Origin of the sequence: Streptococcus sp. 23.2, assembly GCF_016648665.1 — a bacterium.
Classification (GTDB): Bacteria; Bacillota; Bacilli; order Lactobacillales; family Streptococcaceae; genus Streptococcus; species Streptococcus salivarius_E.
Window position 1 is genome coordinate 24,805 of sequence record NZ_JACLQJ010000008.1, and the last position, 18,048, is coordinate 42,852.

Sequence of the window (18,048 nt, forward strand, 5' to 3'; positions counted from 1 at the left end):
AGTTCAAAACAGCTCTCTAGATGTAGAGGGCTGTTTTTCTGCATTCCTCTAAAAATTTCTTACGATGATTAATCTATAGAACAAAAAAAAACTCCAAAATTAATTCTGGAAGTTTTTTAACTTAAAATCTTTTTGATAACTGTTTGAAATTGAGGGAGTTGATGGATAGCAGTTCCGACAAGGATACCTAACATATTTAAGGTGATATCTCCCAAATCAAAGACTCCCAAATGTCCGAAGTACTGAATGGATTCGACGGAGAAAAGGGTAAGGAGACAAAGTAGGAGATTACTCAATCGTGAAGAAAAGAGGAGTCCCAGAGGAATGAACATTAACAGGTTCATGATGGGAACGAAGTGGCTACCCCAGTATAATTCCCGAGCAAAGGAAAGGGGGTTAAGTGAGAGACCTTGGGTACCAATGTTTTTCAAGAAAAGTAGGTAGAAGAGAGCAAGAAAGTAAATGAAGTAGAGTAGGAGTAGTGTCTGTTTTTTCAGCTTTCTAGTAAGAAGTAGTTTCAAAAAAGCGTAGACAAAGTAACTCAGTAGGACAATAATGACTAGGTTGAGTAAGACTTGAAAGTAGGAGCCATAATGGGCGATGTAATGAACGTACTGTTCGAGATGCCCCCTATAAAACCAATAAGACAAGGCCAGTGAGAGGATTCCTAGTAAGATGTTACTCAATGTTTTTAATGTTTTTGCCACTTTGCTCCTCCATTTGCATATGATGAGTACACATTATATCAAAAAAACGTTTAAAGAAAGTTAAGAAACTGTAACGAAGTTTTGATAGAATAAAAGGATAAGGCAGAATCAAAGACTAAAAAAGGACTTTGAAACAGCAACTCTACTTTTGACTAACAATTTAATGATTTTTGTAAACAGGCTATGAAAGCTTATAAAATAATTAAATTTTAAAAATTAGGAGTCAGCACCTTGTTTCGAGATTATTAAAATGTTATTATATAGTAGTGAATTTTTAACATAAAAAGGAGTTCGTCTTATGAATAAAAAGGTTTTGGCGACAGCTGGAATTGCAGCACTTGCAGTTTCTGCTACAGTTGCTAAAGCTGATGAGGTAACGACAAACGATCAAGCCTCAACAACAGCATCAGTATCATCGACAGCTACACAAGCTGTCCCAACTCAAGCCCAAGTCGAAGCGGCTAGAGAAGAAGCCAGCGCTGCAAATCAAGCAGTATCGCAACAAGAGTCAGTTGTTGCTAATCATGAAGTAGCTGCAAACCAGGCTCAAGCAAACCTAGCGACAGCAGATTCTAACTTGCAAAAGGCACAAACAGCAGCCGATGAAGCAAGTCCAGAAACTATTGCTGCCGCTCAAGGTCAAGTAACTACTGCTGAAAATGCAGCTAAGGAAGCTAAGTCAGCAGTCGAAACAGCTCAATCAGCAGAAAAAACTGCTAAAGATGCAGCAGACAAACAGCAAGCTGTCGTTAATACAGATCAAGCTAATGTCAATGCTAAAGCTACTGAAGTGGCTAATGCTCAAAAATCAGTAGATGCCGCTAAAGCAGCTCTTAATGGTTCTAGTGCTTCTGAGGCAGCTTCTAACCAAGCTAAAGCGCAATCAGCTTTTGATGCTGCAACAGCAGCTGAGAAAAAAGCTCAAGAAGAATTGGCAGCCGCTCAGGCAGCTGATAAAGAAAAAGCTACTGCTATTTCAGCTAAAGAAGGGCAATTGACTGCAGACCAAAATGCAGCAAACCAAGCTAAAGCAGCTTATGAGACTGCTCAAACAGTAGCTAATGAAAAGGCAGCCGCACTTGCAGCCGCTGAAGCAGCTAAGAAAAAAGCAGAATCTTCAACAACTTCAACAGCTAATGTTCGTCAAAAATTCTCAGTGTCACAAGAGTATGTCAATGCTCTTAAGATTCATGAGTCTAAAACAGCGACCGCAGCAGAAAAAGCTCAAGCTGAACAAGTCTTGAAGAACGTTAATAAACGTGATCGTGGTAACAATAGTTATCAAGATAATGAAGCGGATAAAAATGTTAAAATTAGTGATTTGAATAATCTTAGTGAAGCTCAAATTACAGATTTGTCATTGTATGCTTCAAGTTTGATTAACCAAATTCGTACAGCCTTTGGTACAACTCAAACATCTGTTTCAAAAGGTAGTGTTCTTGCGGCTGACCGTGTTTCAGATGGTTATGTAGCAGATAACTGGGGTTGGGAAGCTATTACCCATCAACGACATGATAGTGCCGCCCTTGACCGTGCTGGTAAGTCATTTAATAGTGTAAGTATTGGTGAAAACCTTAATACATGGCAAGGTTTGACAGGACCATTTACCCTTAACGACATTAAGAAATATGTCTATGAAGCTATGCTTGACTTCATGTTTAACGGTAATGAGTGGAACCATGCTCGTTCTATCTCTGGACTTACAGCAGATGGTGGTGAGTCTTACATTGGAACAGACATCAGTGTTGTTGCCGGTGCCTTTAACGTTCACGTAAACAATGTCAATAAAAATTCTATCGCTTCTGATAGTAGCTTTGACACAACTAAGATTGCTAACCCATATGAAGGTAACCAATCTCAATCATCTTCAAATGCAAATCTTGCTGCTGCAAAAGCAGCTTATGAAGCTGCTAAGCAAGCTAACGATCAAGCTCAAAGTGACTTGGCTAGCAAGAAAGCGGCTTCTGAGTCAGCAACTCTTAAGCTTAAGAATACTCAGTCAGAACTTGCAGCTCTTAAAGCGACTGCAAGCAAGTTGGCAACTGCTCAGAATAACCTTTCTGAAAAACAAGCAGCCCTTGCAACTGCTAAATCAGAATTGGAAAAAGCTAACGCTGCAGTTGAAAACCTTAATGCTAACGCACAAGAAAAAGCAGCAGCCCTTAGCAAAGCTCAAGCAACTCTTGATGAAAAACAAGCAGAGCTTAAAACAGCTAAAGATAAACTTGCGACAAGTTCTGCAACCTTGCAACGTTTGACAAATGCCTACAACGCTGCTAAGCAAGATACTGCTAAGAAACAAGTAGCATTGACACAAGCTAACCAAGCCTTGACTGCTGCTAAGAACCGTGTAGCAGCCCTTACAAATGCTTCAGCTAACCTAGCTAAGGCTAAAGCAGAACGTGCAACAGCCTTTGCCAAACTTACTGCGGCGAAAGCAGCTCTTTCAACTGAACGTGCGAAACTTGTTGAATTGTCAGCTAAGCGTGATAAATTAACGAGCGAATACACGACTGTTCAAACAGCCTTCGATAACTACATGAAAGCTAAGGCAGACAAAGAGCTTCAAACACAATTGGCTAAAGAGTTCGCTAACATTACATCTAAAGGTCTTACACCAGTACCTGTTTACGATGTAGATGGGAAAGTTATTGCTTTCACAACACAAGAACAGGCAGCTCAAACTGTAGCGCAAGTTCCTGTAAATTATGGTCAAACAAAAGCTGAGAAACAAGCTCCTGTACAAGAAGCAGACAGCTTGCCAGAAACAGGTGAGTCAACTGCAGCAGGATTCAGTCTTGTAGGTCTCTTCATGACACTATTGGCCTTCCTTGGTTTCGTTGACAGACGTACACGTCGTAACTAATCATTATAGACAAAAAAACGGCAACTGCCGTTTTTTTTATATGTCTGAGAATCTAAAAAAGTTAAGGCCGAAACCTTAACTTTTTTGTTTTTAACCCAAGAAACGTTTGAGGAATTCCTTGGTACGTTCTTCTTTAGGATTTTCAAAGATTTGTTCTGGGCTACCTTGTTCAGCGATTACCCCTTTATCCATGAAGATGACACGGTCTGAAACGTCACGTGCGAACTCCATTTCATGGGTAACGATAATCATGGTCAAACCAGTTCCAGATAGCTCCTGCATAGTCTTGAGTACTTCCCCTACCATTTCTGGGTCAAGGGCTGAAGTTGGTTCGTCAAAGAGGATGGCTTCTGGATCAACAGAGAGGGCACGAGCAATTGCTACACGTTGTTTTTGTCCCCCTGAAAGTTGTTTTGGTTTAGCTTTCCAGTATTGTTCCCCCATACCAACTTTCTCCAAGTTAGCTTTGGCGATGCTTTCAGCTTCTTTACGGTCACGTTTTAGAACGGTTGTTTGAGCTACGATAGCATTTTCCAAGACATTAAGGTTTTCAAAGAGGTTGAATGATTGGAAAACCATACCGAGTTTTTCACGATAGGTAGTGAGGTCGTAACCTTTTTCAAGGACGTTGTCCCCATGATAGAGGATTTCACCACCTGAAGGTGATTCGAGTAGGTTAATAGAGCGAAGGAAGGTTGATTTCCCTGAACCTGAAGAACCAATAATTGAGATAACCTCACCCTTTTTGACGCTGAGGGAGATATCTTTGAGGACTTCATTTTTTCCGTATGATTTTTTGAGGTTTTTAATTTCTAAAATCGTCTCAGTCATTAGTGAACCCCTCCTTGTGTGTAAGTATCTTGATCCAAACGGCGTTCTACATAACGCAAGATGCGTGTCACTGTGAAGGTAAGGACAAAGTAGATTGCTGCGATAACAAAGAATGTTTGGAAGTATTGATAAGTTTGGCTTGCGACAGTGTTACCTGCGAAGTAAAGTTCCACAACAGAGATAACGTTCAAAACAGAGGTATCCTTGATATTGATAACGAACTCATTACCAGTAGCTGGCAAGATATTACGGATAACCTGTGGAAGAACAATCTTACGCATGGTTTGACCATGGGTAAATCCAAGAGCAGTTGCAGCTTCGAATTGTCCTTTATCAACAGCGAAGATACCACCACGAACGATTTCACTCATGTAGGCTCCGGTGTTGATAGAAACGATGAAGACAGCTGCTAGGGTACGGTCAATGTTGATACCAAAGGCCTGGGCAGTACCGTAGTAGATAACCATAGATTGTACAATCATTGGCGTACCGCGGAAAACTTCGATATAGACATTAAGAACCCAACCAAAGAGTTTTTGGAGCAAAGCTACAAATTTATTAGCAGCTTTAGGAGCTGTACGGTAAACACCAATCATAAGACCGATAAAAGTACCCACAACTGTACCAATAATTGAGATAAGAAGGGTAATTCCTGTACCACGTAAGAATTGTGGCCAGTTCTTAGCGATGATAGCGCTCATCTGACTAAAGAAGTTTCCTTTTTTAGCCTCATCAGTCTTATCTGCAGGTTGGATGGCAATGATGTGATCCATCAGTTTGACACGTTCCTCTTGGCTGATTCCAGCAAGGACCTTATTGACTTGTTCCATTTGCTGGCTGTCTCCTTTACGAAGACCGACGGCCAAGGACACGTCATCGTCTGAAACCTGGAAACCACCATCTTTAAGCGTAATCATCTTATATTTTGAGCTAGCTTCTTCGGCAGTTTTGGCTTCAGGACGCTCTGAAACATAGCCATCGATGATACCAGACGCAAGGGCTTGGCGCATAGCACCGAAGTCTCCCATAGCGGTTTGTTTGCTGACACCTGGGATTTGGTCAATCAAATTATAGAGATAAACCCCTTGTTGAGCTGTGATTTTAGCATCCTTGAAGTCTTTGAGGCTCTTAGCGTTGGCATAATCACCGTCTGAGCTGACAACCATGACAGGTTCGCTTCGGTAGTAGCTGTCTGAAAAGTCGATTTCTTGACGACGTTCAGCTGTTGGACTCATACCTGCGATGATCATATCGATCTTGCCGGAAGTGAGGGCAGGAATCAAACCTGTCCAAGCGGTTTTGACCACCAAGGGTTTCTTCCCTTGAGCTTCAGCGATTTTTTTAGCGATTTGCACGTCATAACCGTTGGCATACTGTTTAGTACCTTCGATTGGAACGGCTCCGTTTGAGTCATCGTCCTGCGTCCAGTTGAAAGGTGCATAGGCAGCCTCCATACCGACACGGAGATACTCGTCTGCTTGAGCGCTTGATACTCCGCCAAAAACGAGGAGGAGCGCTGCAAAGCAGGCTACAATAATTCTTTTCATTGAAACAATGTCTCCTATAAAAATGTCATACCTTACTATTTTACAGGAAATTAGGATTAATGACAATAAGTTGGGATTAGAAAAACAATCTCTATACCAAGATTGTCTTCAAATACAAGTTGTAATTTGATATAATGGGAAGGACGATTTGGAGCCTTGATCATTTTTGGTGTGATGAGGCTAGCATTTTAAAACGGAGATAATTATGCAAACGGCACAATTTATTATTGAATTACTAAAAGCAGTCTTTCTTGGGATTGTCGAAGGTATCACTGAGTGGCTACCGATTTCATCTACAGGTCACTTGATTTTGGTGAATGAATTCTTGAACTTGAGACAAAGTAAAGATTTCATCGATATGTTTAATATCGTTATCCAACTTGGTGCTATTCTGGCGGTTATGGTCATTTACTTTAAACGTTTGAATCCCTTCCAACCTGGTAAGACAGCACGTGAAGTGCAATTGACTTGGCAACTTTGGCTCAAGGTGGTCATTGCCTGTATTCCTTCAGCCTTCTTTGGTCTACTTTTAGATGACTGGATGGAGGCCCATCTCAGTAATTTCTTTGTAGTAGCTATCATGTTGGTGGTCTACGGGATTGCCTTTATTTGGATTGAGGACCGCAATCGACGTGTAGAACCTAAGGTAACGGATTTGGCACGTATGTCTTACAAGACAGCTTTCTATATTGGTCTTTTCCAAGTCTTGAGTATCATTCCAGGGACAAGCCGTTCAGGTGCTACTATTCTTGGGGGTATCATCGTTGGTACTAGTCGTAGCGTAGCTGCTGACTTTACCTTCTTCCTTGGTATTCCAACCATGTTTGGTTATAGTGGCCTTAAGGCGGTTAAGTATTTCATTGACGGGAATACCTTGACAGGTGGACAAGTGGCTATTCTCTTGGTAGCTAGTGTGACAGCCTTTGTTGTCAGCTTGTTCGTGATTCGCTTCTTGATGAATTACATTAAGAAACATGATTTCACAGTTTTCGGAAAATACCGTATCGTACTTGGTATTATTGTGCTTCTTTATGGAGCTGTCAAACTTATTTTCGGATAATTACTTTTAAGTAAACTGAAAAGGACTTCGATTGAAGTCCTTTTTATCTGGTTTAGAGATTAATTGTGGAGAAGTTTTCCAAAGATAAGGTAAGCTAGCAACCATAGGACCAGTCCACAAGTTAAGAAACTAGCTAGGATTTTCAAGAAGTCCACGATATTATGCAAGGGATACCATCCGGACAAACAGAGAATTGGAAGGATGGTAACACACATGATAGAGAAGTGCAGAAGTGATTGCTGTTTGAGCGATAAACGGTTATCGTCGTAAATGGGTGCAGTTGCTAGTATGATGGCGACGATTAGCCCTGTAAGAAAAGTAGATTTGTTTACTTGATAAGGTTGCCCCGATAAGTAGAGAAAGAGCGTCAATAAACTCGTTATTCCTCCAGCAATGCTAGCTCGTAGCCACCCTTTTTTATAGGCAGTCATGGTCATCACCTCCATGTATATCTTCACTTTTATTATACTCCAATCTAGGATAGATGACAGGTATAAATGGGGAAATACAAGGTTTTGTTAGTATTAAGAAGTTTGTAGAAATCCTTTCCAAAATAAGACTCAAACTTGCTCAGAAATTGCTATCTCTTGGCTTTTCTAGTATAATGAAATAACTACTCGTGCGAGGTTTTTTACATATGGAAATGAAACAAATAAGCGAGACAACTCTAAAAATCATGATTACCATGGAAGATCTTGAAGAACATGGTATGGAATTGAAGGATTTCTTGATTCCCCAGGAAAAAACAGAGGAATTTTTCTATACTGTCATGGATGAGTTGGACTTGCCTGATAACTTTAAAAATAGTGGAATGCTGAGCTTCCGTGTCACGCCACGCAAGGATCGTGTGGATGTCTTTGTGACTAAATCAGATCTTAAGGAAGACCTTGATTTCAACGATTTGTCAGATATGGATGACTATTCAGGGCTTTCTCCAGAAGAGTTTCTAAAGGCCCTTGAGGGTAACTTTATGGACAAGGGTGACATCGAAGCACACCATAAGCTCGAAGAGCTTGAAAAGACCTTGGAAGAGGTTGATAAGGCTATGACAGAGCCTACCAAGGAAGTGGCTGAAGAAAATATTCGTGAAGACTATACCCACTATGTCTTGGCCTTCTCTGACTTTGATCAAGTGGTGACTTTTACGCAAGGTTTGAAGGATATACCTGTTGAAGGTTCTGAGCTTTATAAACTTGGGGATGTCTACTACATGACGATCCTTCTTTACTTGGCTGATGAGCCTGATTATTACGCGAACAATATGTATGCGCGTTTTCTTGAATATGCGAATGTAGCAGACCGAACACGTGCCTACCTACAAGAGCATGCAACAATCTTGATGGAAGAGGACGCCTTACCGGTACTACAAGCAACGAAATGGAGCTAAGACATGCCTTGGACCATTAACTATATATTCGTTTTGATTGGGACCTTTTTGATTGCCATTGTGACGACCCCATTGGTACGCTCTTTGGCCTTACGTGTCGGAGCTGTTGACAATCCCAATGCAAGACGTATCAATAAAAAGCCCATGCCTAGTGCTGGCGGTCTAGCTATTTTGTTGGCCTTTGTACTAGCGACCTTGGTCTTTATGCCTATGATTATCCATAAGGATATCTGGCATGTTTCTTACATTAGGTACATCTTGCCGGTTGTTGTGGGGGGATCTGTCGTAGCTCTGACGGGCTTCATTGATGATATCTTGGAATTAAAGCCTCTACCTAAGATGCTTGGTATTGTTATTGGAGCTGTTATCGTTTGGGCTTTTACAGACTTCCGATTTGATAGCTTTAAGATTCCATTTGGTGGTCCCATGATTCATTTTGGGCCAGTCCTGACCTTGATTTTAACGGTGTTATGGATTGCGGCCATCACCAATGCCATTAATCTGATTGATGGTTTGGATGGCTTGGTTGGAGGAGTTTCTATCATTTCCCTTATGACTATGGGGGTGATTTCTTATTTCTTCCTCTATGATACTGATATTTTCTTGACCATGACCATCTTTGTCTTGGTGGCTGCCATTATGGGCTTCTTCCCTTACAATTATCATCCAGCGATTATCTATCTAGGTGATACGGGGGCGCTTTTTATTGGCTTTATGATTGGTGTCTTGTCATTGCAAGGATTGAAAAATGCAACTGCAGTGGCTATTTTGTCACCTGTTATTATCCTTGGAGTGCCTATTGTTGACACAGTGGTAGCCATTGTCCGCCGTAAGTTGTCAGGGCGCCCAGCCATGGAGGCTGACAAGATGCACTTACATCATCGCCTTCTAGCCATGGGCTTCACTCATCGAGGAGCGGTTCTGGTGGTTTATGCCATCGCTATTCTCTTTTCATTGATTGCCCTCTTGTTAAATGTTTCCAGTCGTCTCGGTGGTATTCTCTTGCTCTTGAGTTTACTTTTGGGAATGGAAATTCTGATTGAAGGGCTTGAGATTTGGGGCGTTGGTCGAACACCTCTCTTCAATTTCCTAAAATTTATCGGGAATAGTGATTATCGCCAAGCAACCATGTTAAAATGGAAGCAAGGGCGAAAAAATTAAACATTTGAAAAGCCAAGTAATGGCTTTTTTGTTATAATGATTCTAATTAAGGAAAATGGAAGTTCTCTTTTTATTTTCCAGAAAATAGCAAGACTATTTTCAAAAAAATAATGCAAATTAGCGAGCAAGTGCTCGCTGTATATATGAAAAAGGAGTATACAATGTCTGTACTTGAAATCAAAAATCTTCATGTTTCTGTTGAAGATAAAGAAATCTTGAAGGGTCTTAATTTGACTCTTAAAACTGGTGAGATTGCTGCTATCATGGGTCCTAACGGAACTGGTAAATCTACCCTTTCAGCTGCTATCATGGGTAACCCAAACTATGAAATCACAGAAGGGGACATCCTTTTTGATGGCGAAAGCATCCTTGATTTGGAAGTTGACGAACGTGCACGCCTAGGTCTTTTCCTTGCTATGCAATACCCAGCTGAAATCCCAGGAATCACAAATGCTGAGTTCATCCGTGCGGCTATGAACGCTGGTAAAGAAGATGACGAAAAGATTTCTGTTCTTGATTTCATCACTAAATTGGATGAAAAGATGGAATTGCTTGGTATGCGTGAAGAAATGGCTGAGCGTTACCTTAATGAAGGTTTCTCAGGTGGTGAGAAAAAGCGTAACGAAATCCTTCAATTGCTCATGTTGGAACCTAAGTTTGCTCTTCTCGATGAGATTGACTCAGGTCTTGATATCGATGCCCTTAAAGTGGTTTCAAAAGGGGTTAACGCTATGCGTGGCGAAGGCTTCGGTGCTATGATTATCACTCACTACCAACGTCTTTTGAACTACATCACTCCAGATGTTGTACACGTAATGATGGAAGGTAAAGTGGTTCTTTCAGGCGGTCCTGAATTGGCTGCTCGTCTTGAGCAAGAAGGTTATGCGAAAATCGCTGAAGAGCTCGGTTACGAGTACCACGAAGAAGCGTAAGTCTGTTACTCGAAATAACTAGAAAAGGAGTAACCTATGTCAAAAGAATCTATTATCGCTTTTTCACAAGCAAAAGCAGAGCCACTTTGGTTGCAAGACCTTCGTCAAGCAGCCTTTGATAAGCTTGAAAGTTTGGCTCTTCCAAAAATTGAGCGTGTTAAATTCCACCGTTGGAATCTCGGTGATGGAACGATTACTGAAAATGAACCATCAGCAAATGTGCCTGATTTTACAGCGCTTGGAAACAACCCTAAATTGGTCCAAGTAGGAACAAATACTGTACTTGAACAATTGCCAGCCGACTTGATTAGCCAAGGTGTGGTCTTTACAGACCTTACGACTGCTCTTGAGGAAATCCCAGAAGTCGTTGAAGCCTTCTTTGGTAAGGCTGTAGCCTATGATGAGGACAAATTGGCAGCTTATAACTATGCCTACTTCAATAGTGCAGCAGTCCTTTATGTACCAGATAATGTTGAAATTGACTTGCCAGTTGAAAGCTATTTTTACCAAGATGGAACTTCAAATGTTCCATTTAACAAACACGTTTTGATCGTGGCGGGTAAAAACAGTAAATTGACTTACCTTGAGCGTTTTGAAACGCTAGGTGAAGCGACTGAAAAAGCTAGTGCCAACATTTCGGTTGAAGTCATTGCTCAAGACGGTGCACAAGTTAAGTTTGCGGCTATTGACCGTTTGGGTGAAAATGTCACAACTTATATTAGTCGTCGTGGTCGTATCGGTCGTGATGCCAGCATTGACTGGGCTCTCGGGATTATGAACGAGGGCAATGTTATTGCTGACTTTGATAGTGACTTGATTGGTAATGGAAGTCATGCCAACCTTAAAGTTATTGGTCTTTCATCAGGTCGTCAGGTTCAAGGGATTGATACTCGTGTGACTAACTATGGTAACAACTCTGTGGGACATATCCTCCAACACGGTGTTATCTTGGAACGTGGTACTTTGACTTTCAATGGTATTGGTCACATTGTCAAAGGTGCTAAGGGTGCTGATGCACAACAAGAAAGCCGTGTGCTTATGCTTTCTGACAAGGCACGTTCAGATGCGAACCCAATCCTCTTGATTGACGAAAATGAAGTTACAGCAGGACATGCTGCTTCAATCGGTCAGGTAGATCCAGAGGATATGTATTACCTCATGAGTCGTGGACTTGATCAAGACACTGCAGAACGTTTGGTTATTCGCGGTTTCTTAGGAGCAGTTATTACTGAAATCCCAGTTAAAGAAGTGCGCGATGAAATGATTTCTGTAACTGATACAAAACTAAACAAACGTTAGGAACTATCGACGCAGATAGTCTAACCTATGATATATCTAGATAGGGAGATAAGATGTCAGCTTTAGATGCCTATAAGATTCGACAAGATTTTGCCATTTTAGATCAGGTAGTTAATGATGAACCTTTGGTATACTTGGATAATGCAGCAACGACCCAGAAGCCCCAAGTAGTTTTGGACACTCTCATGGCCTACTATCATGAGGACAATGCCAATGTTCACCGTGGTGTGCATACTTTGGCTGAGCGTGCAACAGCTGCTTACGAAGCTAGTCGTGAAAAGCTTCGTCAGTTTATCAATGCTAAATCAACCAAAGAGGTCCTCTTTACACGTGGAACGACAACTGGTCTTAACTGGATTGGTCGTTTTGCAGAGCAGGTTCTTGAGCCAGGAGATGAGGTGGTTATTTCAATTATGGAACACCACTCAAATATCATTCCTTGGCAGGAAGCTTGTAAGAAGACGGGGGCAAAACTTGTTTATGCCTACTTGAAAGATGGCCAATTGGATATGGAAGATTTGGCTAACAAGATTACTGAAAAGACAAAATTTGTCAGTCTAGCTCAGGTCTCTAACGTTTTAGGCTGCATCAATCCTGTCAAAGAAATTGCCAAGCTCGCCCACCAAGTTGGTGCCTATATGGTGGTGGATGGTGCCCAATCGGCGCCCCACATGGCCATTGATGTTCAGGATTTGGATTGTGATTTCTTCACCCTTTCTGGACATAAGATGTTAGGTCCAACAGGGATTGGGGTTCTTTATGGCAAGGAAGAGATTCTTAACCAGATGAATCCTATTGAATTCGGTGGTGAGATGATTGATTTTGTTTACGAACAGGAAGCCACTTGGAAGGAATTGCCTTGGAAATTTGAGGCTGGTACACCTAACATTGCGGGGGCTATTGCTCTTGGTGCTGCTGTGGACTACCTCTCTGCTTTAGGTATGGAAAATATTCATGCTTACGAGCAAGAATTAGTAGACTATGTTTTGCCTAAGCTTCAGGCGATTGATGGTCTGACAGTCTACGGTCCAGAAGATCCTAGTCGGCATGCAGGTGTTGTTGCCTTTAATATTGATGGGCTTCACCCTCATGATGTGGCGACCGCTCTTGACTATGAAGGAGTGGCAGTGCGTGCGGGTCACCACTGTGCTCAGCCTTTAATTAATCATTTAGGAATCTCATCAGCTGCCCGAGCTAGCTTCTATATTTATAATACTAAAGAGGATTGCGACAAACTTGTAGAGGCAATTCTTGCGACGAAGGAGTTTTTCAATGGCACTCTCTAGACTAGATAGTTTATATATGGCTGTTGTGGCCGATCACTCTAAGAGCCCTCACCATCATGGTGTCCTACCTGATGTGGAGCAACTTCAACTGAATAATCCGACTTGTGGAGATGTTATCAATCTGTCAGTTAAATTTGATGGTGACGTGATTGAAGACATTGCCTTTGCTGGTGATGGTTGTACCATTTCTACAGCTTCATCAAGTATGATGACGGATGCAGTTATTGGAAAAACCAAGGCCGAGGCTTTGGAACTAGCGGAGATTTTCTCTCTTATGATTCAAGGAGATCATAAAGATGAAGATAAGCTGGGCGAAGCCAAGCTCTTGGCGGGGGTTTCTAAATTTCCACAACGTATCAAATGTGCAACACTCTCTTGGAATGCGCTCAAAAAAGCCATAGAGAGAAGCGAGCTTTAGGAAGTCAGGGAGCAGTTAGTCTCCTTGCCCAAGCAAAAAGGAAAACGAATCAAACCTTTAATAAAGGAAAATACTATGACTGAAACAAATGAAAAAGTAGAACCAAAACCCATTGATTTGGGAGAATATAAATATGGTTTCCATGACGATGTGACACCAGTCTTTTCAACAGGAAAAGGGATCAGTGAGGACGTGGTCCGTGCCATGTCTGCTGAAAAGGGGGAACCTGAGTGGATGCTTGAATTCCGCTTAAAATCATTGGAAACCTTTAACAAAATGGCTATGCAAGAGTGGGGACCAGACCTTTCTGGTATTAACTTTGATGACCTGACTTATTTCCAAAAGGCATCAGACAAACCTGCTCGTGACTGGGAAGATGTTCCTGAGAAAATTAAGGAAACTTTTGAACGTATTGGTATCCCAGAAGCAGAGCGTGCTTATCTTGCTGGAGCCTCAGCTCAGTATGAATCAGAAGTGGTTTACCACAATATGAAAGAAGAGTACGACAAGTTGGGGATTATCTTTACAGATACGGATTCAGCTCTTAAAGAGCATCCAGAACTCTTCAAGAAGTACTTCTCAAAACTGGTTCCGCCAACAGATAATAAATTTGCAGCCCTTAACTCAGCCTTCTGGTCAGGTGGTACCTTTATCTATGTACCTAAAGGCGTTAAGGTGGATATTCCGCTTCAAACCTACTTCCGTATCAATAACGAAGCAACTGCTCAGTTTGAACGTACTCTTATCATCGTTGATGAAGGTGCCAGCGTTCACTATGTTGAAGGATGTACAGCGCCAACTTACACAACTGCCAGCCTTCATGCGGCTATCGTTGAAATCTTTGCACTTGATGGTGCCTACATGCGCTACTCAACTATCCAAAACTGGTCAGATAGCGTCTACAACTTGGTAACTAAACGTGCTACGGCTAAGAAAAACGCAACTGTTGAGTGGATTGATGGTAACCTGGGTGCTGAAGTAACCATGAAGTACCCTTCTGTTTACCTTGATGGCGAAGGTGCACGTGGTACTATGCTTTCAATTGCCTTTGCCAATGCTGGTCAACACCAAGATACAGGGGCTAAGATGATTCACAATGCACCGCATACATCATCATCTATTGTCTCTAAATCAATTGCTCGTAATGGTGGTAAGGTTGACTACCGTGGACAAGTCACATTCAACAAGGATTCTAAGAAATCGGTATCTCACATCGAATGTGATACCATCTTGATGGATGACTTGTCTAAATCAGACACTATCCCATTCAACGAAATCCACAACTCACAAGTTGCCCTTGAACACGAAGCTAAAGTTTCTAAGATTTCTGAAGAGCAACTCTACTACCTCATGAGTCGTGGACTTTCAGAACAAGAAGCAACAGAGATGATTGTTATGGGATTTGTGGAACCATTCACCAAAGAACTTCCAATGGAATATGCCGTTGAGCTTAACCGCTTGATTAGTTATGAAATGGAAGGATCAGTTGGGTAAAAACTCTGATAATCTAAAGGGACCAGATGGTCCTTTTTGTCTTGCCTGAAAAATCAGGAGATGGGCTATAGATAACTGTTAGGAACAGAGTAATTGCAAAGTGTAGAAAGCGTTTACAACTTTTATTTAAAAAGATATAATAGATTTGAATAGCAAGTAATGGAGGGGACTAATATGGGAGTGTATAACAGTGACTGGCTACTCAATCAAATTCGAGGAACAGCTAATGTGGTCAGTAAGGCTTTTAAATTTGAGACTTTAGACATTGATTTAGGTCAGGTGGAGGACGAGCAAGGTCACACTATTGATGGTAATGACTATATTGACGACTTGTTGATCCATGAACAGTATGATCAGGCGACAGCCTTCATTCATAGTCAACTCAAACGTTTGACGACTAATGACTATAATCTCCTTGTCAGCATCTATATTGAGTATTTGGAGAATTTGCCGCCATTAATAAAAGAAAAACATCAGCTTGATAATCGCCAAATAATGGACTGGAAAGCTAAACTGTCCGAGTTTTCATGGTAATTTGCTAGAGAGAGTGGGAGAGGAAACGCCAAGCGTTTACGACTTTTCCACCCTCTTTTTTGTGTTATAATAGAGACACTATGGATAAATTAATTAAAACAATTTCAGAATCAGGTTCTTTCCGTGCTTATGTTCTTGATAGCACTGAAACAGTTAGAACCGCACAAGAAAAACACAATACATTATCATCATCAACAGTTGCTTTGGGGCGTACTCTTATTGCCAATCAAATCTTGGCTGCTAACCAAAAGGGTGAAAGCAAAATTACAGTTAAGGTTATCGGAAACAGCTCTTTTGGTCATATCATCTCTGTAGCTGATACCAAAGGACATGTTAAGGGCTACATCCAAAATCCAGGTGTGGACATCAAGAAAACAGCGACTGGTGAAGTTTTGGTGGGTCCTTTCATGGGTCAAGGGCAGTTTGTCTCAATCATCGATTATGGAACTGGTAATCCTTACACGTCATCAACACCACTTATTTCTGGTGAAATCGGTGAAGACTTTGCCTACTATTTGACAGAATCTGAGCAAACACCATCTGCTGTTGGTCTTAATGTACTTCTTGACGAAGAGGATAAGGTTAAGGTTGCTGGTGGTTTCATGCTTCAGGTCTTGCCAGGGGCTAGCGAGGAAGAAGTCGCTCGTTACGAAAAACGCATCCAAGAGATGCCAGCCATTTCAACGCTTTTGGAGTCTGATGACCATATCGAAGCTCTCTTGAATGCTATTTATGGGGATGAGCCTTTCAAACGTTTGTCTGAAGAGGAGCTGAGTTTTGACTGTGATTGCTCACGTGAACGCTTTGAAAATGCCCTCTTGACGCTTGGTAAGGATGAACTTCAAGCTATTAAAGATGAAGATCACGGTGCTGAAATCATCTGCCAATTCTGCCAAAACAAGTATGAATTTTCAGAAGCTGACTTGGAGGAACTCATCAATGACTAAACTTAATTCGTCCTTCATGATTGGAAATGTAGAGATCCCTCACCGAACAGTCCTAGCTCCTATGGCAGGCGTGACCAACTCTGCCTTTCGTACCATTGCAAAAGAGTTTGGTGCTGGTCTTGTGGTGATGGAGATGATTTCTGAAAAAGGTCTCCTCTACAATAATGAGAAAACTCTTCACATGCTTCACATCGATGAGGATGAACATCCAATGTCTATCCAGCTTTTCGGTGGTGATGCTGAAGGCTTGAAGCGAGCAGCCGACTTTATCCAGACCAATACGAAGGCTGATATCGTTGATATCAACATGGGTTGTCCGGTCAATAAGGTAGTCAAAAATGAAGCTGGTGCCAAGTGGCTCAAGGATCCAGATAAGATTTACCACATTGTCAAGGAAGTAACGTCAGTACTTGATATTCCTTTGACTGTTAAGATGCGTACGGGTTGGTCAGACAGTGATTTGGCTGTGGAAAACGCTCTTGCAGCTGAGTCTGCAGGTGTTTCTGCTCTTGCTATGCACGGTCGTACCCGTGAACAAATGTATACTGGTCACTGTGACCATGAGACGCTGGCTCGTGTTGCTAAAGCTATTACTAAGATTCCATTTATCGGAAATGGTGATGTTCGTAGCGTTCAAGACGCTAAACTCATGATTGAAGAACTTGGTGTAGATGCGGTTATGGTGGGGCGTGCAGCTATGAACAACCCATACATCTTCACGCAAATCAATCACTTCTTCGAAACGGGAGAGGAATTGCCAGAGCTTCCATTTGATAAGAAGCTGGACATCGCTGAAGACCACCTCAAACGTTTGGTGGACCTTAAAGGTGAAAAGATTGCTGTTCGTGAATTCCGTGGTCTGGCACCACACTATCTTCGTGGAACAGCAGGAGCAGCTAAGGTTCGTGGCGAAGTCTCACGTGCCGAGTCTGTTGCTCAGGTCGAAGAAATATTTGCGACTTTGCGATAAATGTATATACATAATGAAAACTTGACCAACTTGGTTAGGTTTTTATTTTACTCTTATTCTTCCCTGATATTGATGACAGCGAACTGCTAATCTTTTTCTAGGTCTTCCCTTGCAAAACCTCTGTGTTTTCGATATAATTAACTGGTTAAGTAAATGGAGAAAGAAATGCTAGAACTAGAAGAACAAGTCAATCAATTGATTAACCAAATTTTGCTTAAGGCTGAGAATCAGCATGAGCTCCTTATTGGTCAGTGCCGTAGTCAGGTTAAGTTGACCAACACCCAGGAGCATATTCTCATGCTTTTGTCTGAGGGGCGAAAGACTAATTCTGAGTTGGCTAAGACTCTCAATGTCAGTCAGGCTGCTGTTACCAAGGCGGTAAAAACCTTGGTCAAAGAGGGCATGTTGGAGGCTAAGAAAGACAAGGATGATGGGCGCGTGACCTACTTTGTCTTGACACAAGAAGCTCAACCCATAGCCCGAGAGCATGAGGAACACCACCAAGAGACCTTGGGGGTTTATCGGTCTGTATTGGATCAGTTCGATAATCAAGAGCGTCAGGTTATTGGACGTTTCTTGACAACATTAGCAGAAAAAATCGAGGAATAA

Annotated in this window: 17 protein-coding genes; 13 read left to right on the top strand and 4 right to left on the bottom strand. The window is 41.7% G+C overall.

What is annotated here, in order from left to right:
* Positions 1-116: 116 nt before the first annotated feature.
* A complete protein-coding gene (locus H7T98_RS05590) occupies positions 117-707 on the bottom strand; it encodes a VanZ family protein (RefSeq protein ID WP_049529346.1) in 591 nt (196 codons plus the stop codon).
* 298 nt (positions 708-1,005) lie between these two features.
* On the opposite strand from H7T98_RS05590, the gene H7T98_RS05595 reads away from it, so the two are divergent.
* Positions 1,006-3,573, top strand: a complete 2,568-nt coding sequence (locus H7T98_RS05595; RefSeq protein WP_073689730.1) for an SEC10/PgrA surface exclusion domain-containing protein — start codon at positions 1,006-1,008, stop codon at positions 3,571-3,573.
* 90 nt (positions 3,574-3,663) lie between these two features.
* On the opposite strand, the gene H7T98_RS05600 is transcribed toward H7T98_RS05595, so the two are convergent.
* Both H7T98_RS05600 and H7T98_RS05605 read right to left on the bottom strand, forming a co-directional pair.
* Complete coding sequence (locus tag H7T98_RS05600) at positions 3,664-4,404, bottom strand: amino acid ABC transporter ATP-binding protein (RefSeq protein WP_073689731.1); 741 nt, start codon at positions 4,402-4,404, stop codon at positions 3,664-3,666.
* Positions 4,404-5,951, bottom strand: a complete 1,548-nt coding sequence (locus H7T98_RS05605) for an ABC transporter substrate-binding protein/permease (protein ID WP_156685181.1) — start codon at positions 5,949-5,951, stop codon at positions 4,404-4,406. Before H7T98_RS05605 ends, H7T98_RS05600 begins: the two co-directional genes overlap by 1 nt.
* 205 nt (positions 5,952-6,156) lie before the next feature.
* On the opposite strand from H7T98_RS05605, the gene H7T98_RS05610 reads away from it, so the two are divergent.
* Complete coding sequence (locus H7T98_RS05610) at positions 6,157-7,011, top strand: undecaprenyl-diphosphate phosphatase (protein ID WP_002883622.1); 855 nt, start codon at positions 6,157-6,159, stop codon at positions 7,009-7,011.
* Positions 7,012-7,070: 59 nt separating this feature from the next.
* Here the strand turns inward: H7T98_RS05610 and H7T98_RS05615 are convergent, their stop codons facing one another.
* Entirely contained in the window at positions 7,071-7,442 is a 372-nt protein-coding gene (locus H7T98_RS05615) for a DUF3021 family protein (RefSeq protein ID WP_073689825.1), read from the bottom strand.
* 206 nt (positions 7,443-7,648) lie between these two features.
* Here H7T98_RS05615 and mecA point away from each other — a divergent pair, with 206 nt between their 5' ends.
* The 11 genes from mecA (at position 7,649) to H7T98_RS05670 (ending at position 18,048) form a co-directional block, all read left to right on the top strand.
* Complete coding sequence (gene mecA, locus H7T98_RS05620; protein ID WP_014633817.1) at positions 7,649-8,398, top strand: adaptor protein MecA; 750 nt, start codon at positions 7,649-7,651, stop codon at positions 8,396-8,398.
* Between the two features lie 3 nt (positions 8,399-8,401).
* A complete protein-coding gene (locus H7T98_RS05625) occupies positions 8,402-9,559 on the top strand; it encodes a glycosyltransferase family 4 protein (RefSeq protein ID WP_061652476.1) in 1,158 nt (385 codons plus the stop codon).
* Between the two features lie 161 nt (positions 9,560-9,720).
* The gene (gene sufC / locus H7T98_RS05630; RefSeq protein WP_002883600.1) at positions 9,721-10,491 is read left to right on the top strand and encodes a Fe-S cluster assembly ATPase SufC; all 771 of its coding nucleotides are present in this window, start codon (positions 9,721-9,723) and stop codon (positions 10,489-10,491) included.
* A 36-nt stretch (positions 10,492-10,527) separates the two neighbouring features.
* On the top strand, positions 10,528-11,790 hold the full coding sequence (gene sufD / locus H7T98_RS05635; RefSeq protein WP_048790376.1) for a Fe-S cluster assembly protein SufD: 1,263 nt from the start codon (positions 10,528-10,530) through the stop codon (positions 11,788-11,790).
* 53 nt (positions 11,791-11,843) lie between these two features.
* A complete protein-coding gene (locus H7T98_RS05640) occupies positions 11,844-13,076 on the top strand; it encodes a cysteine desulfurase (RefSeq protein WP_201059452.1) in 1,233 nt (410 codons plus the stop codon).
* Complete coding sequence (sufU, locus tag H7T98_RS05645; RefSeq protein ID WP_002883658.1) at positions 13,063-13,494, top strand: Fe-S cluster assembly sulfur transfer protein SufU; 432 nt, start codon at positions 13,063-13,065, stop codon at positions 13,492-13,494. The genes H7T98_RS05640 and sufU overlap by 14 nt, the downstream gene beginning before the upstream one ends.
* A 75-nt stretch (positions 13,495-13,569) precedes the next feature.
* Positions 13,570-14,988, top strand: a complete 1,419-nt coding sequence (gene sufB, locus H7T98_RS05650; protein WP_002883666.1) for a Fe-S cluster assembly protein SufB — start codon at positions 13,570-13,572, stop codon at positions 14,986-14,988.
* 174 nt (positions 14,989-15,162) lie between these two features.
* On the top strand, positions 15,163-15,522 hold the full coding sequence (locus H7T98_RS05655; protein WP_201059455.1) for a hypothetical protein: 360 nt from the start codon (positions 15,163-15,165) through the stop codon (positions 15,520-15,522).
* 80 nt (positions 15,523-15,602) lie between these two features.
* On the top strand, positions 15,603-16,469 hold the full coding sequence (gene hslO / locus H7T98_RS05660; RefSeq protein ID WP_037600144.1) for an Hsp33 family molecular chaperone HslO: 867 nt from the start codon (positions 15,603-15,605) through the stop codon (positions 16,467-16,469).
* On the top strand, positions 16,462-17,439 hold the full coding sequence (gene dusB, locus H7T98_RS05665) for a tRNA dihydrouridine synthase DusB (RefSeq protein ID WP_201061455.1): 978 nt from the start codon (positions 16,462-16,464) through the stop codon (positions 17,437-17,439). Before hslO ends, dusB begins: the two co-directional genes overlap by 8 nt.
* Positions 17,440-17,604: 165 nt before the next feature.
* The gene (locus H7T98_RS05670) at positions 17,605-18,048 is read left to right on the top strand and encodes a zinc-dependent MarR family transcriptional regulator (protein WP_037600147.1); all 444 of its coding nucleotides are present in this window, start codon (positions 17,605-17,607) and stop codon (positions 18,046-18,048) included.